This is a genomic window from Nicoliella spurrieriana, assembly GCF_023380205.1.
GTDB lineage: Bacteria > Bacillota > Bacilli > Lactobacillales > Lactobacillaceae > Nicoliella > Nicoliella spurrieriana.
This window is the reverse complement of record NZ_CP093361.1, coordinates 1,135,155-1,161,678: the sequence shown is the minus strand read 5'-3', so window position 1 is coordinate 1,161,678 and position 26,524 is coordinate 1,135,155. Positions and strand designations below refer to the sequence as shown.

The following is a 26,524-nucleotide window of genomic DNA, read 5'->3' as shown; positions in this document are numbered from 1 at the left end:
TCCTTTTTAGCACTCACACGTATCAAGTGCTAAGCTACATATATAATGTACCAAAGGGTGAATTATAAGTCAAGAAAGACACTCACAAATTACCTAAAAAGTTTTGCGCATTGATTTGGTCTTGTTTTAACTGGTCGATCAATGCATCCACTCCAGTGAATTTAACTTCACCACGCATCCAATGGAGCCATTTAATCTGAACATCTTCCCCATAAATATTTTGATTAAAATCAAACAAATTAATTTCAACGGTAATTGGATGGGTATCTCCAAAGGTTACATTCCGACCAATCGATGCCATCCCACCATACGTCTGATCACCAATCTGCATTTGCACAACGTAAATACCAATTGATGGTAACCACTGGTACTCGCTATGTTCAACGTTCGCAGTGGGAAAGCCTAATTCCCGTCCCCGCGCAAAACCATGAACCACCGTTCCAGAAGTCACGTATGGTCGATCTAATAAGCGATTAACGGTATCAATATGGCCATCATCTAAATTTTTACGAATGCGGGTTGAACTGACCTTCTTCCCGTCAATATCAAGCGAAGGTACCTCAACGACTGTAAAGCGATTCTTTACGTATTGTGGAAGTAAATGCATATTTGCATTATCACTACCATAGGTATGGTCAAATCCTGCCACCACGGTAATCGCATTAAATCGACAAAGATAATCATCAACAAATGATTGTGGGGACTGGGCCTGAAAGGCATAGGTATAACTAATTTTAAACACCACATCAACCCCTAGTGATTCAAAAAGAGCCATTTTATAACTATCTAGCGTCAGATAACGCTTATCATGTGAACTTAGTTGTTGATAAACGATCGAAGGGTGATGATCATAAGTCAAAACTGCTAGTTTAACGCCACGGTCCTTAGCAATCTCACGAGCGCGCTTAATCACACCCTGATGCCCTAAATGGACTCCATCAAAAAAACCCATTGCTAAAACAACCGGGTCATTAAATTGTAAATTATTCATTGGATGGTGAATATTAAAGATTTCCATTACTGCTCCCTACTTTACACTAAACATTTTAAGCGGCTTATAAACACCTTGATCATGATTTAAGTAATACAATGCCTTAATTTGATGATTAAACTGCACCGCTATTTGATCACTATCCATCTTAATATCTTGTGGGGCTAAAAATCCACCATTTTGCACAATCTTCCATTGATTAGGATTCAAAGCATAACTTGGAAAATCATTTAAAGCATGGTCAATCGGGTACATAACATCCGCTAAGCAATCGTCATGAACAGCCGCTTCTATTTGACTGATGGAATATGATTCATCAAGGGTAAAGCCCCCACTCTTAATCCTAGTTAAATCAGACATTACTGCGGGCACTCCCAGTAGCTGTCCCACCATAAACGAAAGGGTTCTGACATAGGTGCCCTTCCCACAACCCACTTCAAATTTGATTTTTTGAAGTTGATGGGTGGCATCATATTTAACCGGGGCGGTCATTTTAAAGTAATCAATTCGAACGTGTCGTTCAGGACGTTTAACCGTTTCACCTGCGCGGGCATATTCATACAATCTCCGTCCATTCACCTTTACGGCTGAATACATTGGTGGAATCTGTAATAACCGTGGTTGCACAAGCTGTTGCATGGCTTGATTAATTTGTGCCTCGCTAAAGGGAGTGATAATTGGTTTTTGATTAACGATTTCGCCATCTAAATCTTCGGTCGTCGTGGAAAATCCTAACGTAATTTCACCACGGTAAATTTTTCCAGAATTCATCAAAAAATCAACCACCTTAGTGGCACTCCCAACACAAATTGGTAGCACCCCATCAACGTTAGGATCAAGGGTTCCACTATGACCAATTTTTTTAGTTCTTAAAATTCCGCGCATCTTTCTAACACAGTCAAAACTGGTCATCCCACGCTCCTTATTCAATGGAATAATTCCATCCATATTCAACGACTCCCATCTCAATTTCTTAATTAATTTCCATTTAAACACAAAAAGAGTAGATAACAAATCATTATTACCTACTCTTTAAACTTATTTATCTTCACGTTGTAGCTTGTTAATCAATTGATCAATCTTACTACCGTATTGGATTGAATCATCTAATTCAAAATGAATTTCAGGAGTCCGATAAACGTTTCTTAGGCGTGCTCCTAATGCACTTCTAATCATTCCGGTTGCCTTATCCAATCCCTTTTGCGTATTTTCTTCATCACTCTTCTTATCTGAAAGAATGCTATAGAAAATAGTTGCTTGTTGCAGGTCACCCGTTACATCGACTCCGGTAATGGTTACGCCATTGACCCGGGGATCACGAACTTCCTTTAACAATAAGTCGTTCACTTCTCTTTGAATCTCTTGTTGTAATCGACCCACTCTATACTGTGCCATTGATAATAACTCCTTAATCGATATTATTCGACTGGAACTTCTTTCATCTCGTAGGCTTCAATAACATCATTTACCTTAATATCATTATAGTTCTCAATCGTTAACCCACATTCAAATCCTTGCTTAACACTCTTAGCATCATTTTTGAACCGCTTCAAGCTCCCTAATTCACCATCGTAAACCACGACGTTATCACGAATTAAACGAACCTTACTATCACTATTAATATAGCCTGAAATAACCATTCCACCGGCAATCGTACCGACCTTAGAAGCCTTATAGATTTCTCTGACTTCCACTTGACCAGTTACTTCTTCCTTATAGGTAGGTTCTAGTAATCCCTTCATTGCGGATTCCACTTCATCAATTGCATCATAAATCACTTGATGCAAACGAATATCAACATTATCGGTTTCTGCTTGGGACTTAGCTTGTGGTGTTGGCCGAACGTTAAATCCAATGATAATAGCGTTACTTGCTTCAGCTAACGCCACATCACTTTCATTGATTGCACCGACTCCGGTATGGATGATGTTCACCTTAACACCCTCCACTTCAATCTTTTGCAAACTAGATGATAGGGCTTCAACTGAACCCTGTACATCAGCCTTGATAATAATATCAACCTGTTTCATTTCACCTTCCTTAAGTGAATCAAATAGGTTATCAAGTGTAACATGGTTCGTTTGGCGACGGTCGTTTTCTTGAGCTTCTTGCGCCCGCTTTTCACCGGCAGCTCGAGCAGTCTTTTCATCATCAAAGACAATGAAGCGATCCCCTGCTTCAGGAACATCATTTAACCCAGTAATTCCAACCGGTGTTGAAGGAGTGGCTTCCTTTAGCTCTTGGTTATGCTCATTAACCATCGTCCGAACTCGTCCAAAAGTATCACCAACTACGATGGGATCACCAACGTGCATCGTTCCTTGTTGAACTAGCAAAGTCGCAACGGTTCCCTTTCCGCGATCTAGTCGTGCTTCAATTACTGAACCAGCAGCATTTTGCTTTGGATTAGCCTTTAATTCCATCACATCTGCTTGTAATAAAATCATGTCCAATAATTCATCCACGTTAGTTCCAAATTTAGCAGAAATCTTAACGAAGATGGTGTCACCACCCCAGTCTTCTGGAATCAAGCCATAGTTACTAAGTTGTTCAGTAACGTGGTCTGGATTAGCACCGGGCTTATCAATTTTATTGATTGCAACGATAATTGGTGTCTTTGCAGCTTTCGCATGGTTAATTGCTTCCACTGTTTGTGGCATTACTCCATCATCAGCAGCAACTACTAAAATCGTAATATCAGTAATGTCAGCACCACGAGCACGCATTGCAGTAAATGCAGCATGGCCTGGGGTATCTAAGAACGTAATCATCTTATCATCGTGTTCAACTTGGTACGCCCCAATTCCCTGGGTAATCCCACCAGCTTCACCAGATGTAATATGAGAATGTCTTAGATAATCCAATAGGGTAGTTTTCCCATGGTCAACGTGGCCCATGATGGTAACAACTGGTGGTCTATTTTCTTGATAGGCGGTATTGTGTTCTTCTTCATCAAATAACTTATCAAGATCAGAAACGTTTAGTTGTTCCTTTTCTTTAGCTTCGATTCCGTAATCGGTAGCAAGTAGCTCAATCGTATCCTTATCCAAGGACTTATTTTGGTTAACCATTACGCCCAACATGAATAGCTTCTTAACGATTTCGGCTGGTTCACGGTGAAGGACTTTTCCAATCTCTTGGGCATTCATTCCATCAGTGTATTCCAAAACTTCTGGAAGCGGATGATCCTTACGCTTAGGAGCATCGTTATGCTTATGAATTTGGCGAATTCGTTGATTTTTAGTGTACTTATTAAATGCGTTATTACGCCGTTTATTGAATTTCTTCTTATTCTTTTTATTGTTGCGGTTAAAACCATTTGAATTGGCAGAATTAGGCCGATTCGAGTTATTGTTTGAATTATTATTCCGAGAATTAGATTGTCCCGAATGATTAGAGTTATTCATATTATTCCGGTGAGCCCCATTATTTTGATTATTATTATGGTTATTATTAGGGCGACTATTTGAAGCACTTTGCTCAGCAGGTTTTCTACCATTATTGCCACCCTTAGCTGAGCTTTGCGCACCGTTATTACGGTGTTGATGATTATTATGATTAGCTTGTGGTTTGGAATTGTTCTTAGGAGCACCCTTAGTGGAGTTACCCTTTAACGCAGCTTTAATCTGTCTTTCTTGATTATCATCAATCGTAGACATATGATTATGGACTGATATTCCCTTACTATTAGCACTGCTAATCAACTGCTTGCTAGTCACATTGAGTTCTTTAGCTAATTCATAAATACGCTTTTTACCCATATGATCACTATCCTTTAATTATTTTTTATTTCAGTTAGTTTTTTGGCAAAGCCGCGGTCAGTGATCCCAATCATGGTGCGTGGCGCTCCAATCGCATCACTTAACTGCTGTCTGGTAATCAAGTGATGGTAGGTAACATTATAAGAACCCGCCTTGTCAATAAACTTTTTAGTAGTAGCCTGTCCCGTGTCGCTTGCAATAATTAATAGTGCAACGTGGTGTTTCCTAATTGCATTTAAAATAATTGCTTCGCCGGTAACTACTTTGCCGGCTCTTTTAGCGATTCCAATTAGATTTAAATACTTTTGATTATTCATTTTCAAATAATTTTTTTCTTGCTTGTTCATGGTCAGTATATTCGATTAAATCATCGTAAAATTGATCATCAACATTAGTTTCAAAGACCTTATTAAACGTCTTCTTTGCTTTGGCCTGCTTAGCAATTTCTACATCCATTGAGATGTATGCACCACGACCGGATTTTTTGCCAGTTTTATCAATACTGACGTTACCTTCTTTATCGCGGACAATCCTAATCAGTTCCTTTTTAGGTGCCATTTCGCCGGTAACAATGTCCTTACGCATTGGAACTTTTCTCCGTCGCATTTGTATCCCTCCAGTCCTAGTTATTCATCATTTTCGTCATTGTCAGGATCTTCAGCTGCAGCATTATTTTCATAAATGTTTTCGTCAGCTTCTGATTCCGCCTTAATATCAATCTTAAAGCCAGTTAGTTTTGCAGCTAACCGTGCATTTTGCCCTCGTTTTCCAATTGCAAGTGATAATTGATAGTCCGGTACAATCACGGTACATGCTTGTTCATTTTCCGGATCAAAAACAACATCCACCACTTCAGAAGGGTTCAGTGCATTGGCGATAAACTTAGCCTTATCATCAGTCCATTCAACGATATCCATATTTTCGCCACCAAGTTCATTGACGATGGTTTGAACTCGTTGCCCCTTAGGTCCCACGGTAGTTCCCACAGGATCAATATCTGGATTGTTAGAACGAACGGCAACCTTAGAACGATCGCCAGCTTCCCGAGCAATTGAAACGATTTCAACGGTGCCATCGTAAATTTCAGGAACCTCTTGTTCAAATAACCGCTTCAACAATCCTGGTGCAGTCCGACTAACAAATACCTGAGGACCCTTGGCAGCATTTTCTACCTTAGTCACATAGACCTTGATTTTTTCTTGAGGCCGATACTCCTCATTTGGCATTTGGTTACTAAGTGGCATTACGGCTTCGACTTTACCTAGGTTAATGTATACGAAACGATTATCAGCTCGTTCCACTTCACCCATAATTAATTCATCCTGGTATTGACTGAACTGATCATAAACCATTTCACGTTCAGCTTCACGCACCCGTTGCATAATTACTTGTTTGGCAGTTTGGGCAGCAATTCGACCAAAATTTTTAGGGGTGACTTCGATTTTAATATCATCCCCCACTTCGTAACCATGACTAATTTGTAGCGCATCCTTGATGCTATATTCAGTTTGAGCATCCTCAACCACGTCAACAATCTTTTTCACGGCATAGACATGAATGTCACCCTTCTTATCATCAAATTCTACATCTACATTTTGTGATTGGCCATAATTACGCTTGTAAGCGGAAGTCAAAGCGGCTTCTAACGCATCAATAATCGTTGCTTTTTTGATTCCTTTTTCTTTTTCTAAGGCATCAAAAGCACCCAATAATTCTTTACTCATTATAATTCTCCTTTGAACTAAAACTTAATTGCAAGTCTTACCTTAGCAATTGCTTTTGAGGGAATTTCTAGCTCTCTAAATACACTCATGTCATTATATTCAATTACTAAGTTGTTATCAGCGGTAACGTCCTTTAACGTCCCTTGGTATATCTTATTTTTCTTAATTGGGTAATACAAAGAAACATTAATGTAGCTACCGATTGCATCTTTAATCTCTTTTTCATTTCTTAATGGGCGTTCTGCCCCTGGAGATGATACCTCCAGATAATAAGCTTGTGGGATTGGATCAGGATCCATAGCATCTAATTTTTCACCTAATTGATCGCTAATGATTGCACAATCTTCAATCGTAATTCCATCGGGTTTATCAATATAAACCCGTAGATACCAGTTTTGGCTTTCTTTAACGTATTCAACATCGAACAGTTCAAATTGATGTTGATCTAGAATTGGTGTTAAGACATCTTTCACAATCTCGGGAACGTTACTCAATTTTTATGCATACCTCCTAATAAATCCAATAAAAAGAGTGAGCATCCCTGCTCACTCCCTTGTACGAGTATTAATCACTACAATTAATATATCATAAGTAGCAATTAAACTCAAATCATAGCATATCAAACAGGCTTAATTGATTCTCATCTGGTAGTCCCTTTAAGACCCCATTTTCATCCATAAAATCAATTATTTTCTTAGACACCTTACCACGTTTAGCCAGATCTTCCTTTGAAATAAAAGCCTTATCTTCACGAGCAGCAACGATTTGTTTGGCAACATTTAATCCTAATCCTGGAATTGCCCGAAATGGAGCTAGGAGTTTATCCCCCTCAATTAACCACTTGTTAGCATCCGAACGATTCAAATCAATCATTTCAAATTCAAATCCACGTTCTAACATCTCATTGGCTAATTCGAGGACGGTCAATAAATTCTTATCCTTTGCAGAGGCATCATTTCCCTGGTCTTGAATGACCTTCATTGCTGATTTGACCGATTCTTTACCACTAGCCATTGCGACCACATCAAAATCATCGGCGCGAATTGAAAAGTAGGCTGCATAGTAAACAATTGGAAAATAAACCTTAAAATATGCTACCCGTAGTGCCATTAAAACATATGCTGCAGCATGGGCCCTTGGAAACATGTACTTAATTTTTAAACATGATTCGATATACCAATCAGGGACCTTCACTTTATGCATTGCTGCCATCCAGTCATCCTTGATTCCACGACCCTTTCTAACTGATTCCATAATTTGAAAGGCCGTTTCTGAATCCAGTCCCCAATTGATCAAATCAGTCATGATATTATCACGACAACCAATTACATTGGCAATGGTTGCAGTCCCATCCTTAATAATTTCATCGGCATTGCCCAACCACACGTCGGTTCCATGGGATAATCCAGAAATTTGTAATAGTTGTGAATAATTCTTAGGATGGGTTTGTTCCAACATTCCCCGGACGAACTTAGTCCCAAATTCAGGAACCCCTAACGTCCCTGTCTTAGATTGAATCTGTTCAGGGGTAACTCCCAAAATATCAGTTCCAGAAAAAATGGACATGACTCCTTGATCATCCATTGGAATCGTTTGTGGATCGATCCCCGATAAATCTTGCAAGGTTCTGATCATGGTCGGATCATCATGACCTAAAATATCCATCTTTAAAATGTTATCGTGAATCGAATGGAAATCAAAATGCGTGGTTTCCCATTCTGCATTTTGATCATTGGCTGGATATTGAATTGGCGTAAAATCATAGATATCCATATCACTAGGCACGATGATAATTCCAGCCGGATGCTGACCGGTCGTACGCTTAACCCCAACATCACCTTGAGCTAAACGATCGACCTCAGCAGAACGAATATTTTGTTCGGTATCCCGTTCATAAGCCTTAACATAGCCATATGCGGTTTTATCAGCAACGGTTCCAATCGTTCCAGCCCGATAAACGTTTTGTTCACCGAACAATACCTTCATGTAGTTATGAGCAATTGGTTGATAATCCCCGGAAAAGTTCAAATCAATATCAGGGACCTTGTTCCCCTTAAAGCCTAAGAAGGTTTCAAATGGGATGTTTTGCCCATCTCCGATCATCTCGGTTCCACAATTAGGGCAGTCCTTCCGTGGTAAATCATATCCTGATGAATACTCACCCTTAGTGTAAAAATGAGAATACTTACACTTTGGGCACCGGTAGTGAGGTGGCAATGGATTGACTTCAGTAATTCCAGCCATCGTTGCAACCAAACTAGAGCCAACTGACCCCCGCGAGCCAACTAAATAACCATCCTTATTACTCTTAAATACTAGTTTTTGGGCAATTAAATAAATTACTGAGAATCCGTTTCCAATAATACTCTTCAATTCGCGATCAACCCTATTTTTAACTAGTTCTGGTAGTGGATCGCCATAGTAGTCAAACGCCTTTGAGTAGGTCAAATGCTTAATTTCATCTTCAGCACCATCAATATGCGGCGTATATAGCTTATCCTTAACTGGCTTGATATCATCATCAATCATGTCAGCAATTTGATTGGAATTACCAACTACTATTTTATGGGCCACATCCGCACCTAGGTAGTTAAAATCAGCTAACATTTCATCCGTAGTTCTAAAATGCACTTCAGGTAATTTTTGTCTACTGAGTGGGTTGGCCCCTCCCTGAGAATGGATTAAAATTTTACGATAAATAGCCTCATGTGGATCTAAATAGTGAACGTCGCCAGTGGCCACGACCGGTTTATTCATTTCAGCTCCCAATTGCACCATGTTTTGAATGATTTCATGAAGGTGGTTTCGATCATGAATAAACTGCGAATCAATCAAGGGTTGGTAGTTAGCTTGTGGTTGCACCTCTAGGTAATCATAGAAATTAGCCTTCTGACGGGCTTCTTCAATTCCCTTTTGGACCATTGCGGTAAATACTTCACCGGAAGCACAAGCCGAACCCACTAAGATGCCTTCCCGATATTTAACTAGTTGACTTCGGGGAATCCGTGGTACCCGGTAGAAGTACTTTACGTTTGATAGTGAAACTAATTTGAATAAATTCTTTAGTCCTGCTTGGGTCTGTGCAAGTAAAGTAACGTGAAATGGTCGAGCATGCTTATAAGCATTGTGCTCAGTCATATGCTCATTCAGTTGATCATGATACTTAATTCCATACTGATCTTCAGCTTGCTTTAAAAAGAGGTAGTTTAAATGACCGGTACTTTCAGCATCATAAACCGCCCGGTGATGGTGTTCTAGGTTAACATCGAATTTCTTGGCAAGGGTATTTAACCGATAACTCTTTAAATTAGGGTATAAAAAACGTGCTAACGGTAACGTATCAATAATTGGATTAGCAATTTTAGCCATCCCGTAGCGTTCATATCCAACATTCATAAAGCCCACATCAAAGGTTACATTATGGCCAACAACGATTGCATCACCGCAAAATTCACGGAATAACTTTAAAACGGTCTCCTCACTTTTGGAGCCATGGACCATTTCATCGGTAATTGAAGTTAAATTTTTGGTAAATTCACTCAATCGAAAACCAGGATCAATAAATTCTTCAAATTGATCCACCACATTATCATGAACCATTTTAACAGCAGAAACTTCAATGATTTTATCATAAATCGCTGATAGACCAGTAGTTTCAATATCAAAAACAACATAGGTAGCTTTCTTTAAATCTTCATGGGCATTGTTAAACCCAATTTCCATTCCATCGTCGACCACGTTCGCTTCGACTCCATAAATCATTTTTAGGTCATTCGCCTGAGCAGCACTATAAGCAGCCGGAAACCCCTGAAGCGCTGAATGATCAGTGATCGCGATTGCTCGATGTCCCCATTGCTTGGCACGCTTTGCAAATGCATCAATCCCATCAATTGCATCCATTTGACTCATGTTAGTGTGTAAATGTAACTCCACCCGTTTATCATCAGCAGTGTCTTTTCGTTGGGCATGGGTAGTGGTGTTAATATCAAAAGCATTCATTGTCAATTCATGAGTATAGTTATCCTCTTGAACACTCCCTCGTAATTTTAGCCAAGTTCCCTTTTGAATTGCTTCAAATTGGGCTTCATCTTGCTCATTCCTGGAGAACTTCTTAACTACGATTGAGGAACTATAATCGGTAATTTTAAAAATCAACAGCTGACGTCCGGAACGTAGGGAGCGAACTTCCTTATCAAAAACAAACCCATTCAAAACGACTGAGCGTTCCTCTTGGTTAATATCAATAAGCTTCGTTATTTCCGCATCGGTACTAATGGACTTTCCAAATAAAACCGGTCCACTAGCCTTAGGAGCACCCTTAGCATTATTAGCTCGTTTTTCATTTGCTTGCTTAATTGCGGAAATAGCCTTTTTAGCAATTTCTGCATCATTTTGAGCTTTATTATCCTTAAACGCCTTAATTTTAGCCTGCGTCTCACTTTGATCAACAAACGTATGAATTGTAAATGCCGGGAATCCACATGATTGATATTGCTCCTCAATTCGCCCCAGTGCTGTATTGACTAAAAAATCTTTGACAATTTCATTTTCAGCAACTAAATTCACCCGGTTAGCATCAACTGATGGTAAGCTAGCATCACAAATCTGCTTAGCCATCATCGAATTTAATCCACTATGGTTAACGACCCAATCCCAATATTCATTAACCAAGGATGTTGTCAACTGCGGTTGATTTACACTAATTTCAAAACTAACCTTAGCAATGGGCTCAAAGGTAGTCATTAGTCGATGAATGAAATCGTTAAAAACGTTAAATGGCAACTGCGCATTAAAGCGAAATTTAAAGTGCCACTCCTTCGCTTTTTTATGCACTTGCAACTGCATAATTTCAGCATTCTTAAAGCATTCAGCATTTTGCTGGTCTGATAAGTCTAATTGATTGAGAAGCTTTAAAAAGAGTTCATGTTTATTCAATTGGCCATACCCCTTCCTAGAATGATTAAAAAAGGACTGATTAAATACCAGCCCCCTCTCATTAATATTCTAATTTAATTCTTTTTGTAAAATTGCAATGGTGTTAGTTAGTTCAGCTTGCTTAACTTCTAATGTTTCACCCGTTTTACGAATTTTAATTTCAACAATTCCATCACTTGCCTTTTTACCAACGGTAATCCGAATTGGAATGCCAATTAAATCAGAATCAGCGAACTTAACCCCAGCTCTTTCCTTTCGATCATCATTCAACACGTCATAACCAGCAGCGGTTAATTCGGTTTCAATATCGTTAGCTAAATCCATTTGTTCAGCCTTCTTGGCATTAACTGGAATGACATGGATATCAAATGGTGCAATCGAAGTTGGCCATACTAACCCATTTTCATCCGCCTGTTGTTCAGAAACAGCCGATAACAAACGACTAACCCCAATTCCATATGATCCCATTATAATGGGCTTTTTACGACCATTTTCATCAAGGATATCAGCACCTAAAATTTTAGAATAATGCGTCCCTAACTTAAAGACATGCCCAATTTCAATTCCCTTGGTAAATTGTAGTTTTTCAGAACCATCAGGTGATAAATCACCCTTTTGGACAAATCTAAAGTCTCCATAGTCATCGACTTTAAAGTCACGGTCTGGATTAACATTCACATAATCATAGCCATCTTCATTTGCGCCTACAACCGTATTGACCATGTCTTTAACATATTGATCAGCCAAGACCATCACGTTATCAGCATGGTTAATGGGGCCAACGTATCCAGCAGGGGCCCCCATTATCTGAAAGACCTGTTCTTCGGTGGCAATATCTAAGAAATCAGCATCAAGATAGTTTTTAAGTTTAACATCATTAACTTCATGATCACCACGAACCATTACTAATACCGGTTTTTTATCCGCAATAAATAGCACGCTCTTAATAATTTGGCTATCCTTAACATCCAAAAATTGAGCTAATTTTTCAATTGTTTTAGTATCAGGAGTCGCTTTTTTAGCTAATTCGAGTGGATGTTCATCAGACTTACTAGGAATGTATGCACATTTTGCCATTTCAATGTTTGCAGCATAATCACCATTATCTGAATAAACAATGGTGTCCTCACCCACGGCAGCGGGTGCAGAAAATTCAATGGAATCTGATCCCCCCATCGCACCACCATCACCAATAATCATTCGATAGCTTAGGCCAATTTCATCAAAAATCTTACAATATGCCTTTTCCATTTGATGATAAACCTTATCTAAGCCTTCATCATCTACCGTAAATGAATATGCATCTTTCATAATAAACTCACGTCCACGAAGTAATCCATATCTAGGCCGATCCTCATCACGATATTTAGACTGAATTTGATAAAGCACTAGTGGTAATTTTTTATATGAGTCCACTGAATTCTTCAACAATTCAGTAAATGTTTCCTCATGGGTAGGCCCTAAAATAAAGTCAGTGTCATGCCGATTTTTAAATTTAAATAATTCTGGACCGTAAGTTTCGTACCTTCCAGAATCCTTCCATAATTTTGCGGGAAGAACATCTGGCATTAACATTTCGTTAGCATTGGTTTCATCCATATACTTACGAATAATCTTTTCAATTTTAGTAATGACCCGATATGCAAGTGGCAAATAAGCGTACATTCCAGCCGAGACTTGTCTGATATAACCTGCTCTGAGCATCATTTGATGGCTAAGCGCTTCCGCCCCATTTGGCGTTTCCTTTAGGGTTGGAATTAAAATTGCGGATTGTTTCATTATCAAAACACCTCTAAGATAAAATTTAGTGAATAAAGAATCTTTCTATATCATTCCATGTAACTAAAATCATTAAAATAACCATAAACGCAACTCCAATAAAAGTAACCGTTGCTTCAACTTTTTCAGAGAGTGGTTTCCGCCGAATTACCTCAACAATATTCATAATAATTTTACCACCATCCAGTGCTGGAATTGGTAATAAATTCATAATTGCTAAATTAATTGACAAAAAGGCAATAAACCAAATAATTCCACTAATTCCTAATTGAGCAGCCTGGGAGGTATTTGCAAAAATAGCAACTGGTCCCCCTAAATCATTTAGCGAAAAGTGACCAGTAACCATGGTCCAAATAGAAGCTAGCAATGATTTAGCAGTATCATAGGTCTGGGTAAATCCAGATAGCATAATTGCACCAAAACTGGTATTGATACTACGCTGAATTCCAATTTCAGACCCCTTCTTCCCATCAGTGGTTACTACCTTTGGATGTAGCAAAATGTTTTTAGTTTGATTTCCTCGTTCAACGGTGAGGTTCATTTCTTTTCCACTATTATTTGCAGCGATTGCAGTTGCTAGTGATTGCCAATTATTAGTATCATTTCCATTTACCTTGGTAATCCGATCATTATTTTTAATCCCAGCATCACGAGCAACATTGACATTATCAGCCAACCGAATTTGATTGGAGTTATTCAATACGCCACCCTGCGTGAATGAAAGTAGCGTATAAGCAACGACTGCTAGTAAAACGTTACAAACAACTCCTGCAAAATTAGTTGCCATTCTATGCCATACGGTTGCTGATTGAATCTGAACATCAATTGGTGCAATCTGTAATTCGGTGCCGTCAGCCTCAATCACTACTGCATCATGATCAACTGAGTATCGCTTAATTTGTGATTCATCACCGTTTTCATACCCTTGAATCCAAAGGTCTTTTTGTAAATCAGCATCAGTGACCACCAATGGAATTCCATTGAATAATGTATTCTTATTACTAGTGTTGATTTTAACTACCTTACCCTGATCATTCAATTTCAAAGCGACCGTCATCCCAGGCCGTAAGCTTTCATCGTCATCATAGCCACCAGCCATTCTAACGTAGCCACCTAGGGGTAAAATTCTAATCGTATATGTCGTTCCGTTATATCGATGGGCAAATATCTTAGGCCCCATTCCAATTGAAAATTCGCGGACCATGATGCCACATTTTTTTGCAACAATAAAGTGCCCAAATTCATGAACCGAAACTAAGATTCCAAAAACAATAATAAATGCGATTATGGTTGTAAACATCATTGCTCCTCCCTTCCATTAAAAAATATTGAATAAGTGTAAAATTGGTAATACAAATAATAAACTATCAAACCGATCTAAGATCCCACCATGTCCCGGCAAAATTTTTCCAGAATCTTTAACTCCATAATGCCGTTTTAATGCGGATTCTACTAAATCACCAAATTGACCGCCAATTGATGCAATGATTGTAATAATGATCATCGGTACGATTGAGTAAAAATGTTGCGGGAATAAAATCACGATTAAAGTCCCAATCACAGTTGCTAATAAGGAACCGCCAATTGAGCCTTCCCATGTTTTATTTGGACTAATGTGGGGAGCTAATTTATGTTTACCAAATTTACGTCCAAAAATGTAGGCCCCACTATCAGTAGTCCATACAATCAATAGTGCGTAGAGTACAACGTTAATTCCAGTTGCACGAGCTACGATTAAATAATGAAACCCGATTCCAACATATAACATTGCCAATGTAGCAATCCCAACGTCATCAAAATTAAAGCGATTTTTGGTAAAAACCATTCTTAGTAATAACAACATTACAAATATGTAAATAATAAATGTAGGTGTTAAATAACCGGGTAGCGATTGAAATAGACTAGGAGGAGCAATCAAAAATAAGCCTCCTAAAAAAGTAATGATCGATTCCGGTGAAATAATAATCATTTTCTTCATGAGTAAAATTTCACCAATTGCAACCATTCCCATTACAAGCGTTAAAATACCAAATGGAATGTTCCCAAATAATAACAATGGGATGAAAATACATAGTGCAACTACTGCAGTAATAACTCTTTGTTTCATCATTAACTCCTTATTTATTTTGTTTAATTCCGCCAAATCTACGATCGCGGTGTTGGAAAGTTAAAATGGCCCTTTTTAAAGAACTAGCTTTAAAGTCCGGCCATAGCTCATCAGTAAAATATAACTCACTATATGCAATCTGCCATAGTAAAAAGTTAGAGATTCGTTGCTCACCACTGGTTCTTATCAATAGGTCTGGATCAGCATCTTCGCCAAGCGAACTAGTCATTAATGCGTTCGAAAAGACAGCACTATCAATGTCATCCGTCGCTAGATTCCCACTCTGCACCTCATTTGCAATTTGCTTTGTCGCTAGAATAATTTCACGCCGGGAACCATAATTTAGGGCAAAGTTTAAAATCATCCCATCACAATCAGCAGTATCGTCAATTGCCTTTAAAACCACTTTTTGGGTTTCTTCCGGTAATTGATCCAATTCTCCCATGACGTTAACGCTTACATTATTTGCAACTAATTCAGGAACAAAATTGCTAAAGAACTTACCAGGTAGGCTCATTAAATAGTTAACCTCTTGTTCTGGTCGTTTCCAATTTTCAGTCGAAAATGCATATAGGGTTAAGACTTTGACACCTAATTGACTTGCAGCCTTAGTGATTGTCTTAACTGTCTCCATTCCCCTTTTATGCCCAGCAATTCTAGGTAAATGACGTTTTTGCGCCCACCGGCCATTACCATCCATAATAATTGCAACGTGATTAGGAATGCGACTTAGATCCAATGTTTGTTCATCATTAATTTCTTTTTTTCTAAACATTCAAAACTACTCCATTATAAAATTAAAATAAAGGATGAGTAGCTCCCCATCCTTTATATAATACATTATTTAATTAAAATTAACCACCAAATTAAGCTAACCTAATTAGTCTTCTTCGGGACGTTGAATTAGTCTCCATTCACCACGGTTGCTTTCGATTAAGGTGTTGAAGTACTGTAATAGCTTATTAGCTTCTTCAGCTTCACGTTCACCAAGCATATTAAGCCCTTCTCCAGTTGGAATTGGTTCTGATAAGTCAGTGATTTCATTTCCATTTTCAATCTTTGCCTTAGAAAAGGCAATGATCCAGTCATCAGCAATCAACTTAGAAACAACGATAAATAGGTTAAAGTCATCTTGAACGTATGCAGGCATTACATAAATATCATCTTGTAATGCTTCTAATGCATTTCCACCGTAATTTAAAAATTCAGTGTTTCCATTTACGATTGGTTGGTTTAACTTAAAAACCATGTTATTAAATTCTTTAGTTCCTGGTGTAATTTCTACGCTATCTTCAGCCATAAAGCATATCCCCTTTATAATTAATTAATATTATTAATTGTTAGTAATTTCCTTTTCCTTATCACTAACAATTTTTTCCACACCACTAATTGAAGTATCGGTAATTTTTTGGACTTTATCTTCCAAATTATGGGTTTCATCATCAGTGAAGTCATCATTCTTATTACCCTTCTTAACCGCATCCATCGCTTCACGACGGACGTTTCGAACGGCAACCTTACTTTCTTCACCAACGGCCTTAACTTGCTTGGCAAGCTCTTGACGTCTTTCCTCAGTTAACTGTGGAATCACCAATCTAATTACGTTTCCGTCATTAGCTGGATTTAATCCTAAATCAGCCTCTAAAATTCCCTTTTCAATATCATCAAGAGAACTCTTGTCATATGGAGTGACCATAATCACTCGAGGTTCAGGTACTGAAATAGAAGCCACTTGGTTAACTGGAACGACGCTCCCATAATAACTAACCTTAACTCGGTTTAAAATACTAGCATTAGCCCGACCAGCTCGAATGCTTGATAATTCACGTTCAAGCGCTTCTTGAGCCTTTTTCATTTTATCCTTAGCACTATTTAAAATATCATTAGAATTAGCCATTAATTAATTCTCCTTTACCGTTGTGCCAATTTGTTCGCCTAGCACAACTTTTTTAATATTTCCTGGTTTGTTTAAATTAAAGACAACCAGTGGAATTTGATTATCCATTGCCAACGAACTAGCAGTGGTATCCATAACACTTAATCCTTCATTAATGATATCCATATAAGTAAGTGTATCATACTTAACGGCATCTGGATTAACATTTGGATCATCGGAATAAATACCATCAACTCCATTCTTAGCCATTAAGATGGCATCGGCATGAATTTCAGCAGCCCTAAGAACAGAAGTCGTATCCGTTGAAAAATAAGGATTACCAGTTCCACCAGCAAAAATAACTACCCGGTTTTTTTCAAGGTGCCGAACAGCCTTTCTACGAATGTATGGTTCAGCAATCTGACGCATCTCAATGGATGTTTGAACCCGGGTCGGTACACCGACGGCCTCCAAATTATCTTGTAATGAGAGTCCGTTCATAATGGTTGCAAGCATTCCGATATAATCGGCCTGAGCTCTTTCCATTCCCATTTTAGATCCAGCCTCACCTCGCCACATATTGCCACCACCGACAACGATTGCAATTTGAATTCCTAGATCATAAATTTGCTTGATTTCCTTAGCCATTGACCGCATTACTGGTAAATTAATTCCAAACCCCTGTTCTCCTGCGAGGGCCTCACCACTAAGCTTTAAGATTATTCGCTTATATTTTAGGTCTGCCATCATTTTTCCTCCCCAAACTTTTATATCAAGATAATTCTATCATAATATTTAAAATTGTGATAGAGCATATAGTCTTTCAATCAACGTTCTTAAACCGAATATAACTTTTTCCACAAAAAAAGCGCCCCCTAAGGTGCGCTTTTTATTGTTTTAACTATTTGATTTGACTATTTACTTCGTCAGCGAAGTTAGTTTCTTCAACTTCGATTCCTTCACCAACTTCGTATCTAGCAAAGCCCTTTAATTGAGCATTCTTACTTTCAACAAATTTACCAACAGTTTGGTCAGTGTCCATAACAAATTCTTGATCTGCTAAACTAATTCCAGCAAGGAACTTGTTTAAACGACCTTCAACCATTTTTTCAACGATCTTTTCTGGCTTACCTTCGTTTAAAGCTTCCTTCTTAAGCACTTCACGTTCATGGTCCAAACGGTCCTTAGGAACGTCGTTTCTATCCAAGAATTCAGGCTTAGCAGCAGCAATATGCATTGCAACTTGCTTAGCAGTAGCATCATCACTACCTTCAATTAAAACCAATGCAGCAATTAAACCACCATTGTGAAGATAAGCACCGAAATGACCATTGTCGTCCTTTTCAAATACTTGGAAACGACGAAGTGAAACCTTTTCACCAGTAATTTGAGTAGTATGGATAATACTTTCTTTAATACTACCCTCTGGAGTACTAAGAGCTAAAGCTTCATCCATATTAGCAGGCTTGTTAGCGGCAATCGTGTTAGCAATTAAATCAACTAACTTCTTAAAATCATCATTAGTTGCAACGAAATCAGTTTCAGCGTTAACTTCAACGATTGCAGCAACATTACCATCAACAGCAATTTGTGCTAATCCATTAGCAGCAACGTTACCACTCTTCTTTTCAGCCTTAGCAATTCCCTTTTCACGAAGGTAATCTAAAGCCTTCTTTTCGTCACCATCGGAAGCAACAAGTGCCTTCTTAGCATCCATCATTCCAACACTAGTTTTTTCACGTAATTGTTTAACTTGAGCAGCAGTAATTTTAGCAGCCATATTTATTTCTCCTTTTAATTCATAATAAAAGCTGACTCAAACCTAGGCCTTAGCGGTCCAAAATTGAGTCAGCCCAAGTGCTTTTAATTATTCATTATCTTCTTTTGCGTCTTCAGCAGCATCAGCTTCTGGAGCCTTTTCAAAATCGTTTTCGCTAACGCCTTCTTCACCTTGGTTACCTTCGATAACTGCATCAGCCATCTTAGAGGTGATTAAACGAACAGCACGAATAGCGTCATCGTTAGATGGAATTACAACGTCAACAGCATCTGGATCAGAGTTAGTATCAACCATTGCAACGATTGGAATGTTTAAGATGTGAGCTTCGTGAACAGCAATTGCTTCCTTACGAGGATCAACAACAAATAAAACATCAGGAATCTTAGGCATATCTTCAATTCCGCCCAAGAAGTATTCTAATTTAGCCATCTTCTTGTTAAGAAGTGAAACTTCCTTCTTTGGAAGTAAATCAAAGGTTCCATCAGTAGACATCTTCTTTAGCTTCTTAAGGTATGCAATCCGCTTTTGAATAGTGTCCCAGTTAGTTAAAGTTCCACCTAACCAACGGTGGTTAACGTAGAATTGACCAGCACGAGTAGCTTCTTCTTCGATTGAATTTTGAGCTTGCTTCTTAGTTCCTACAAACAGAACCGTTGCACCCTTTGATGCTTCATCCTTCATGAAATTGTAAGCAGCATCTACTAACTTAACCGTCTTTTGTAAGTCGATAATGTAGATTCCATTTCTTTCAGTAAAGATGTATTCCTTCATCTTTGGGTTCCAGCGACGAGTTTGGTGTCCAAAATGAACACCAGCTTCTAATAATTGTTTCATTGAAATAACAGCCATGATATTTCCTCCATAATAAATAAGTTTTTCCTTCCCATTGATCATTTAACCTTACAACTCATAAAATGAGCACCGGCAAGATTATCACAATAGGTGTGAAATATTAACTATATAATTATACAAAATATAACTATCCAATGCAATCAATAATTTTAATTTTTAACGATTTTATCTGATTCTCCGGTACTAATGACATCTCGACTGGCGTCCATTGAAGTATTTACCATGCTTTTAACAGCCGTTTTAGTATAAAAGGCGATATGTGGAGTAACTAATACGTTATCGCGTTCCAAAAGATTTTTGATTCGAGCATCTGGAATCTTATCAAAACTGCCAAAGTCAGTATTGAAAACGCCAACTTCATCTTCATAAACGTCAAGTGCAGCTCCACCGACTTTACCACTGTCCAATGCACGAATTAACGCATCGGTATCCACTAAGGTGCCCCGAGCTGGGTTTAAAATGATCACACCGTCCTTCATTTGAGCAAATGTATTGTCATTTAACATGTGTTCATTTTCCTTTACGGCTGGGGCATGAAGGGAAATAACATCTGATTGACGATAAAGTTCCTCAGGGGTATCAACATAAATGCCCTCTTTATCCAATTCAGGATTTTTAAAGATATCGTATGCAATTACTTTAGCCCCAAATCCACGATAAATTTGAATTGCAGCACGACCGATTCGGCCAGTAGCAAACACCCCAACCGTCAATTGATTTAATTCAGTTGCAATATTTGGTGCCCATCTTAAATCACCGTTGACAATTTTATGGTTGAACACCTTAGTATTACGCAATAGTTGCATTAACTGAGTAACCGTAAATTCCGCAATTGCTTGTGGTGAGTATGCAGGAACGTTAGTCACTTTAATATGATTACGATTAGCAGCAGTAAAGTCGACATTATCGACCCCAACGTTTCGTAATGATAATACCTTAGTCCCAAAAGTCCCTAATTGATCTAATATCTCTGCAGTATAGGGCTTTTGTTGGAACGCAACGACCCCATCAAAACCATTCGCTAGCTTTACTGAATCTGCATCCAAAAGCACACTTTCAATTTGGACATCAACGGATTCATTTTGAGCTTCCCATTCCTTTAAAAATGGTTTTTCATCATCACGAACACCATAAACAATAATTTTCATAATTAAGCGGACCCTCCTAAATTATATTAACCTAATCATTATAACATTCAATTAATCAGCAAACTATCAATTCAATTTAACGTTGTGTTTTTTTAAGTATTGCTCCTTAGCAGCGCGACTTTGGTGTTTAAAGGCATATTCAGCCTGCAGTGCTGCTTTCTTTGTTAAAAATGACTCATAATAAATTAATTCCACTGGTTCATGCGAACGGGTATACTTAGCTCCAGTCCCATTTTGATGCTGAGCAATTCGATGGGCTAAGTTATTTGTATAGCCACCGTAAAACGAGCCATCCCCACATCTTAATACGTACATATAGAACTTCTCTGCATTATTTTCCATATAACACCCGACTAATTTGCTCAGTATATTGATTCCCATGACCTTGATAAACCGTAATTGGAGCCTTAACTTTAAGTCCCCCAGGTCGACCATCCTTAATTCCTGAAACCAAAATCATATTTGCGTCACGATCAATCCGTGGATAAATGAATTGAATTTCCTTTGGTACCAAACGATTTAAGCTCATTTTATCTAGTAATTCCAAAAGTCGATCCGGACGATAAACAAAATAACAACGACCATTGGTTTTAAGCAGTCCACTAGTAATTGACAATACCATATTCAAATTAGTTTTTATTTCATGCCTGGCAATTGCTAAATACTGATTTGAGTTTTTATGACTATTTTCTGAATTTGCAAAGTACGGTGGATTACAAATCACCACATCCGTTGAATCATGATTAATATAATTATAAACATCTTTAATGTCTGTATTATAAACGGTAAACCGATCACTTAAGTCATTTAAATCGACGCTTCTTTGGGCCATATCAGCCAACTTAGGTTGGATTTCAACTTCACTAAACTGTCCATTAGTTTTGTGCGCTGCAAATAAACCAACCGCACCATTTCCAGCGCATAAATCAACCACACGAGTATTTACTGACTTAGGAATAGCTGCAAAGTTGGCCAAAAGAATTGCATCTAATGAAAACGAAAACACATTGGGATTTTGAATTACCTTTATTTTTTGACTATAAAGTTGGTCAATTCTTTCTGATTCATTAAGTTCAACTTTCATTTTTTCAACTCCAGTTCCAAAAACTACTTGCAATTAAATCTAAATATAGAATAATATTGAATTGATAACTGTCTAGGAGGATAACACTTAATGTATTCATTTTTAAGATTCATATTTAAAGTAATCACACAATTAATCAACGGGCGGGTTAATGTTAAGAATAAAAACAAGCTGCCCGATGGTAACTACATTCTAGTTGGTCCCCACCGGGCTTGGTTTGATATGCTATTTTTTGCCCTTGCTGCCAGCCCTAAGAAGTTTACCTTTTTAGCAAAAAAGGAATTATTTAATAATTTTATTTTAAGATATATTTTAAACAAAGTAAACGCAATCCCAGTTGATAGGCAAAAGCCGGGCCCATCAGTAATTAAAAAACCAGTAAAATTATTACGTACAACTGATTTATCAATTATTATTTTCCCATCTGGTAGTCGTCATTCAGATGAATTAAAAGCTGGTGCCGCACTAATTTCTAAGTTAGCGGGAGTACCATTAGTTCCAGTGGTATATCAGGGGCCCCTTTCATTTAAACAACTGTTTACTAGGAAACCAGTTTCGGTGGCGTTTGGTGACCCAATTCAATTTGATCGCAAATCAAAAATTAATGATGAGGAGCAAGCAAAGTTAGAGGCACAAATGCAAGCTAGTTTTGATCAATTAGACCATGAGATTGATCCTAATTTTAAATACGTAGATGTTTCTAAAAAATAAAAATAAGCAATAATGCCAATTTGGCGTTATTGCTTATTTGTTAACTTCGATTTTTCATCGAATTCATCATTTGTCTTAATTTCTTTTGTGAAGGTTTTTGGCCCATTTGTTGCATCATGGCACTTAATTGATCTTCACTAATTGGTGGATTACTCTTTAAGTAAGATTCCATGTACTTACGAGCAGCAAAGAAACCAATTGCAGCACCGGCCAATAAGGCGACGATCACAATTAAAATCCAAAGTCCAGTTCCCATTAATTACACCTCCCATTTTAAAAGTCATCATATTAATTTTACACAATTAATAATGATTTTTAAAGTGGTTAATCACTAATCATCACGAAGACCCTTCCCACGTTGAATATCACGAACTTTTCTAGGGGTAACTTCCTCCCCCTTGTCATTGTAAACCTTCATCATTTCAACTTGAGATTTAAAATTTGCTCTAAATCGCTTTAAATATTGTTTTCTAAGCTTTCCTTGTTCTAATTTTTCTAATTCGCTTAGTCCTTCTTTTTTAGCCTTATGGGCTAATTCATTAATTCTCGGAATAATTTTCATTAATTCTTTATCTTCAGCCATGGTTTACCTCCTAAATAATTCTTTACTAATAAGATTAACTGTTTTTAACATTATATTCAAATAAAAGCACCCGAACATCTGTTTTACACTCCATATTTTTTATGCTAAGATATCTTTGTAAATAAAGGGTAATGGGGGTGAACTATAATCGCAAAAGTTGAATCAAGACAAATTGCAATTTTAAGATTTATTTGGAATTCAATTAAGAAACAGGGGTATCCACCAACCGTTCGTGAAATTTGTGACGGGGTTAACTTATCATCAACTTCAACTGTGTACGGACATATTACTAGGTTACAAAAAAAGGGATTCTTAAAAAAGAATCCCGCGAAAACTAGGGCCTTGGAGATTACAGACCTTGGATGTAAAGAACTAGATGTTAATGTTCGTAAGCAAGAAATCCCACTACTAGGTCAGGTCGCTGCTGGTGAGCCCATTTTAGCAGTTGAAAACGTTATCGAGTACTTCCCAATTCCACCTGAGTACCAATCAATTTCTGATTCACTCTTCATGCTTACAATTAAGGGAACTAGTATGATTAACATCGGCATTTTAAATAACGATCAAGTAATCGTTAAAAGGCAATCAACTGCTTTAAATGGCGAGGTCGTAATTGCAATGAATGAAGACAATGAGGCTACGTGTAAACGGTTCTATAAAGAAGCTAATCATTATCGCCTTCAACCAGAAAATGATACTATGAGCCCCATTATTCTAGATCACGTTACTATTTTAGGTAAGGTCATTAGTCTCTATCGACCAAATATCAACTAAATAAGCGGTCCCTCGTATGGGATCGTTTTTAGTTTGTCAAAATCATACTGCAATATATCGTTAGCATCTTTAAAATAAGCGACAATGCTATTTGAAATCATTAGATTAATAATTCCGTTATTTTCATGTAATATCACAATTGGTTTTCCAATATTAGTCGCATAACCAATTTCAAAGGCAGTTCCACTATCCACAAAACCATCTTTAAAATCTAAAACTGCAACGATAACATCACTAGCTTCCAATTCGTCAATATCTTTTTGATAAACTTTTTTACCCCAACTAACGGTTCCTTCCTTTTCCTCTGGAAAATTAACCTTTCTAGGACTAAAGAAATCACTAATGGTCGGATTATTAAAAAGGGCCTCTTCAGCACGACTAATTCGTGCAATTTGATCATCATCAAAAAATGGACCTGCTAAATAAACTTTTTTCATTTTATATCCCTACTTTCGAATTAAATATTGGCGTTGATTATTCTTAACTCCAGCAAAAACATACTTCGCGTTATCAGCATCAATCGGTAACGATAAGTCTCCCGGCTTAAGTCGTGGCCATGAACTAAAAATGGTTTCATATTTTGAAACCGAAACCTGCTTCCGCTGATCAAGCATCGCAATAATGTGATCCCTACGCTTTGCATTAAAAAAGCCCGCTTCTAACTTACCAGTAAAAAATTCACCCTGAGCTCCGGATCCATAACTAAATAACCCCACTAAGTCACCGGGAACCAGTTCATCATCATTATCAATCAGTGATAATAAGCTTAAATAAAGTGAACCAGAGTAAAGATTGCCTACTCTTTTATTATACATACTTCCGAAGTTAAATGCTGTTTTCAAAGTAGTGCTCTGCTCCGAACTTGCCTCAGGCAAAACTGACCGAAGACCCTTAATGCCCATTTTGGGATATGGTAAATGGAAAATCATGGCTTTAAGATCACTAATGCTAAGGCCGGTTTGTTTCTTATATTGCTGCCAGGTTTCATTAAAAAAATTAACGTATACATCGTTTGAGTAATGACCATCCACAATTGCTTCAGTGGTATACAATGGTCGCCAAAAATCCATAATATCCTTAGAATAAAATGAACTGACCCCATCAAATGAAATTATTCTAGGGTTACTAGTTACTAGCATTGCAACCGCTCCACCACCTTGAGTCACTTCACCAGGGGTATTAATTCCATATCTAGCAACATCAGCACCAATTACTAATGCCTGTTTATCAGGATGTAGCTGGACATAGTCACGCGCCATTTGTAGTCCTGCAGTCGCACCATAGCAAGCTTGCTTAGTTTCAAAAGCACGTGTATTAGGGTTAAGTCCTAATAAATTTTGTAAATAAATTGCTGCTGATTTAGAATTATCAACTCCCGTTTCAGTTCCAAAAATTACCAAATCAATGTGTTCACGGTTATCATCATTAATAATCCCATCAGCGGCATTGGCAGCCATCGTAACCACATCTTGAGTATTTGGAATTACTGATTGTTGTTGCTGCCCAATTCCGATTAAATACTTATTAGGATCTTCATCCCGTGCTAAAGCTAATTCTTCCATTGATAAGTACATTTCAGGAGTGTAAAAACTAATTGCATCAATTCCAACATTCATACTAAAACCCCATTCTATAAAATTAAACTATCACTACCATATCACAAATGTAATCTCTTTAATTCAGCAATTAATAATAATTAAAACAAACTAAAAAAACATGCCCATAACGGACATGTTTTTAAGAAGGAGAGTACAGGAGTCGAACCTGCCCGCCGAGATTAATCGGTTCGTCGGATTTCGAGTCCGATGCATTACCGCTCTGCCAACTCTCCAAAAGCGCATAATGGTATTATATCAATTCTATAAAAAATTGTAAACACCATTACCACTAATTATTAATATTTCATCAAACTTAGCATATCATAGCCCTTAATCTTATCACGACCATGTAAATCAGCAAGTTCAATTAGGAACGCAGTTCCAACGACGATGCCACCAAGATCTTCGACTAATTCAATCGTTGCACTAATGGTTCCACCAGTTGCTAATAAATCATCAGTGACCAATACCCGTTGACCAGGCTTCACTGCTCCTTCATGAAGATATAGTGATGATTCACCATATTCTAAGCCATAAGATGCTTTAACCGTCTTGCCAGGTAATTTCCCCTTCTTACGAGCAGGTGCGAACCCAATTCCCAAGTCATATGCTACTGGACAACCAACGATAAATCCCCGTGCCTCAGGGCCGACGACCATATCTACTTTGCGTTCCCGTGCATAGTTAACAATTTCATCAGTTGCTTGCTTGTAGGCTTGACCATCTTCAAGTAGCGGTGAAATATCACGAAACATAATTCCCTTCTCAGGAAAATCTTTATAAGAAGCAATATAGTCATTTAAATCTAATGCCATTAATAT

The 26,524-nt window shown here is 37.8% G+C and carries 28 protein-coding genes and 1 tRNA gene; 2 read left to right on the top strand and 27 right to left on the bottom strand.

Going from position 1 to position 26,524, the window contains the following annotated elements:
* Nucleotides 1-82: 82 nt before the first annotated feature.
* The 21 genes from ribF to MOO44_RS06290 form a co-directional block, all read right to left on the bottom strand.
* Nucleotides 83-1,018, bottom strand: coding sequence for a riboflavin biosynthesis protein RibF (ribF, locus tag MOO44_RS06390; protein ID WP_260116314.1), 936 nt, complete (start codon nt 1,016-1,018; stop codon nt 83-85).
* A 9-nt stretch (nt 1,019-1,027) separates the two neighbouring features.
* On the bottom strand, nt 1,028-1,939 hold the full coding sequence (truB, locus tag MOO44_RS06385) for a tRNA pseudouridine(55) synthase TruB (RefSeq protein WP_260116313.1): 912 nt from the start codon (nt 1,937-1,939) through the stop codon (nt 1,028-1,030).
* Nucleotides 1,940-2,029: 90 nt separating this feature from the next.
* On the bottom strand, nt 2,030-2,386 hold the full coding sequence (gene rbfA / locus MOO44_RS06380) for a 30S ribosome-binding factor RbfA (protein ID WP_260116312.1): 357 nt from the start codon (nt 2,384-2,386) through the stop codon (nt 2,030-2,032).
* Nucleotides 2,387-2,409: 23 nt separating this feature from the next.
* Entirely contained in the window at nt 2,410-4,752 is a 2,343-nt protein-coding gene (gene infB / locus MOO44_RS06375; RefSeq protein WP_260116311.1) for a translation initiation factor IF-2, read from the bottom strand.
* Between the two features lie 14 nt (nt 4,753-4,766).
* Nucleotides 4,767-5,069 (bottom strand): L7Ae/L30e/S12e/Gadd45 family ribosomal protein, encoded by a 303-nt coding sequence (locus MOO44_RS06370; protein WP_260117315.1) that lies wholly within the window; start codon nt 5,067-5,069, stop codon nt 4,767-4,769.
* Nucleotides 5,062-5,358 (bottom strand): RNase P modulator RnpM, encoded by a 297-nt coding sequence (rnpM, locus tag MOO44_RS06365; RefSeq protein ID WP_260116310.1) that lies wholly within the window; start codon nt 5,356-5,358, stop codon nt 5,062-5,064. The genes MOO44_RS06370 and rnpM overlap by 8 nt, the downstream gene beginning before the upstream one ends.
* Before the next feature lie 20 nt (nt 5,359-5,378).
* Nucleotides 5,379-6,476, bottom strand: coding sequence for a transcription termination factor NusA (gene nusA / locus MOO44_RS06360; RefSeq protein ID WP_260116309.1), 1,098 nt, complete (start codon nt 6,474-6,476; stop codon nt 5,379-5,381).
* A 17-nt stretch (nt 6,477-6,493) separates the two neighbouring features.
* Entirely contained in the window at nt 6,494-6,970 is a 477-nt protein-coding gene (rimP, locus tag MOO44_RS06355) for a ribosome maturation factor RimP (protein ID WP_260116308.1), read from the bottom strand.
* Between the two features lie 115 nt (nt 6,971-7,085).
* Nucleotides 7,086-11,411, bottom strand: a complete 4,326-nt coding sequence (locus tag MOO44_RS06350) for a PolC-type DNA polymerase III (RefSeq protein WP_260116307.1) — start codon at nt 11,409-11,411, stop codon at nt 7,086-7,088.
* 69 nt (nt 11,412-11,480) lie between these two features.
* Nucleotides 11,481-13,190, bottom strand: coding sequence for a proline--tRNA ligase (locus MOO44_RS06345; protein WP_260116306.1), 1,710 nt, complete (start codon nt 13,188-13,190; stop codon nt 11,481-11,483).
* A 25-nt stretch (nt 13,191-13,215) separates the two neighbouring features.
* Nucleotides 13,216-14,490: an RIP metalloprotease RseP gene (gene rseP, locus MOO44_RS06340; protein WP_260116305.1), complete on the bottom strand. Its 1,275-nt coding sequence runs from the start codon at nt 14,488-14,490 to the stop codon at nt 13,216-13,218.
* Between the two features lie 18 nt (nt 14,491-14,508).
* Complete coding sequence (locus tag MOO44_RS06335; RefSeq protein ID WP_260116304.1) at nt 14,509-15,297, bottom strand: phosphatidate cytidylyltransferase; 789 nt, start codon at nt 15,295-15,297, stop codon at nt 14,509-14,511.
* A 10-nt stretch (nt 15,298-15,307) separates the two neighbouring features.
* Nucleotides 15,308-16,072: an isoprenyl transferase gene (locus tag MOO44_RS06330; protein WP_260116303.1), complete on the bottom strand. Its 765-nt coding sequence runs from the start codon at nt 16,070-16,072 to the stop codon at nt 15,308-15,310.
* A gap of 105 nt (nt 16,073-16,177) precedes the next feature.
* On the bottom strand, nt 16,178-16,597 hold the full coding sequence (locus tag MOO44_RS06325; RefSeq protein ID WP_260116302.1) for a hypothetical protein: 420 nt from the start codon (nt 16,595-16,597) through the stop codon (nt 16,178-16,180).
* Nucleotides 16,598-16,630: 33 nt separating this feature from the next.
* The gene (frr, locus tag MOO44_RS06320; protein ID WP_260116301.1) at nt 16,631-17,194 is read right to left on the bottom strand and encodes a ribosome recycling factor; all 564 of its coding nucleotides are present in this window, start codon (nt 17,192-17,194) and stop codon (nt 16,631-16,633) included.
* Nucleotides 17,195-17,197: 3 nt separating this feature from the next.
* On the bottom strand, nt 17,198-17,920 hold the full coding sequence (gene pyrH / locus MOO44_RS06315) for a UMP kinase (protein ID WP_260116300.1): 723 nt from the start codon (nt 17,918-17,920) through the stop codon (nt 17,198-17,200).
* Between the two features lie 154 nt (nt 17,921-18,074).
* A complete protein-coding gene (gene tsf / locus MOO44_RS06310) occupies nt 18,075-18,953 on the bottom strand; it encodes a translation elongation factor Ts (RefSeq protein WP_260116299.1) in 879 nt (292 codons plus the stop codon).
* Between the two features lie 87 nt (nt 18,954-19,040).
* A complete protein-coding gene (gene rpsB / locus MOO44_RS06305; RefSeq protein WP_260116298.1) occupies nt 19,041-19,802 on the bottom strand; it encodes a 30S ribosomal protein S2 in 762 nt (253 codons plus the stop codon).
* A 152-nt stretch (nt 19,803-19,954) separates the two neighbouring features.
* A complete protein-coding gene (locus MOO44_RS06300) occupies nt 19,955-20,953 on the bottom strand; it encodes a D-2-hydroxyacid dehydrogenase (RefSeq protein WP_260116297.1) in 999 nt (332 codons plus the stop codon).
* A 66-nt stretch (nt 20,954-21,019) separates the two neighbouring features.
* Entirely contained in the window at nt 21,020-21,295 is a 276-nt protein-coding gene (locus MOO44_RS06295) for a GIY-YIG nuclease family protein (RefSeq protein ID WP_260116296.1), read from the bottom strand.
* Nucleotides 21,285-22,037, bottom strand: a complete 753-nt coding sequence (locus tag MOO44_RS06290) for a tRNA1(Val) (adenine(37)-N6)-methyltransferase (protein ID WP_260116295.1) — start codon at nt 22,035-22,037, stop codon at nt 21,285-21,287. Before MOO44_RS06290 ends, MOO44_RS06295 begins: the two co-directional genes overlap by 11 nt.
* A 90-nt stretch (nt 22,038-22,127) precedes the next feature.
* On the opposite strand from MOO44_RS06290, the gene MOO44_RS06285 reads away from it, so the two are divergent.
* On the top strand, nt 22,128-22,748 hold the full coding sequence (locus MOO44_RS06285; RefSeq protein WP_260116294.1) for a lysophospholipid acyltransferase family protein: 621 nt from the start codon (nt 22,128-22,130) through the stop codon (nt 22,746-22,748).
* Nucleotides 22,749-22,788: 40 nt separating this feature from the next.
* On the opposite strand, the gene MOO44_RS06280 is transcribed toward MOO44_RS06285, so the two are convergent.
* Entirely contained in the window at nt 22,789-23,004 is a 216-nt protein-coding gene (locus tag MOO44_RS06280) for a YneF family protein (protein ID WP_260116293.1), read from the bottom strand.
* Nucleotides 23,005-23,079: 75 nt separating this feature from the next.
* Nucleotides 23,080-23,331, bottom strand: coding sequence for a DUF896 domain-containing protein (locus MOO44_RS06275; protein ID WP_260116292.1), 252 nt, complete (start codon nt 23,329-23,331; stop codon nt 23,080-23,082).
* Nucleotides 23,332-23,478: 147 nt separating this feature from the next.
* Here MOO44_RS06275 and lexA point away from each other — a divergent pair, with 147 nt between their 5' ends.
* Nucleotides 23,479-24,105 carry a transcriptional repressor LexA gene (gene lexA / locus MOO44_RS06270; RefSeq protein ID WP_423802931.1) on the top strand — a complete coding sequence of 209 codons (627 nt, stop codon included), beginning with the start codon at nt 23,479-23,481 and terminating at the stop codon, nt 24,103-24,105.
* On the opposite strand, the gene MOO44_RS06265 is transcribed toward lexA, so the two are convergent.
* The 4 genes from MOO44_RS06265 to MOO44_RS06250 all read right to left on the bottom strand — a co-directional run bounded on the left by MOO44_RS06265 (nt 24,102) and on the right by MOO44_RS06250 (nt 26,518).
* Nucleotides 24,102-24,542, bottom strand: a complete 441-nt coding sequence (locus tag MOO44_RS06265; protein ID WP_260116291.1) for a nucleoside 2-deoxyribosyltransferase — start codon at nt 24,540-24,542, stop codon at nt 24,102-24,104. The two genes, lexA and MOO44_RS06265, sit on opposite strands and share 4 nt — an antisense overlap.
* 9 nt (nt 24,543-24,551) lie before the next feature.
* Nucleotides 24,552-25,721 (bottom strand): hydroxymethylglutaryl-CoA synthase, encoded by a 1,170-nt coding sequence (locus MOO44_RS06260; protein WP_260116290.1) that lies wholly within the window; start codon nt 25,719-25,721, stop codon nt 24,552-24,554.
* Between the two features lie 127 nt (nt 25,722-25,848).
* A tRNA-Ser gene (locus MOO44_RS06255) sits at nt 25,849-25,936 on the bottom strand.
* Between the two features lie 63 nt (nt 25,937-25,999).
* Nucleotides 26,000-26,518: an adenine phosphoribosyltransferase gene (locus MOO44_RS06250; protein WP_260116289.1), complete on the bottom strand. Its 519-nt coding sequence runs from the start codon at nt 26,516-26,518 to the stop codon at nt 26,000-26,002.
* Nucleotides 26,519-26,524 lie beyond the last annotated feature (6 nt).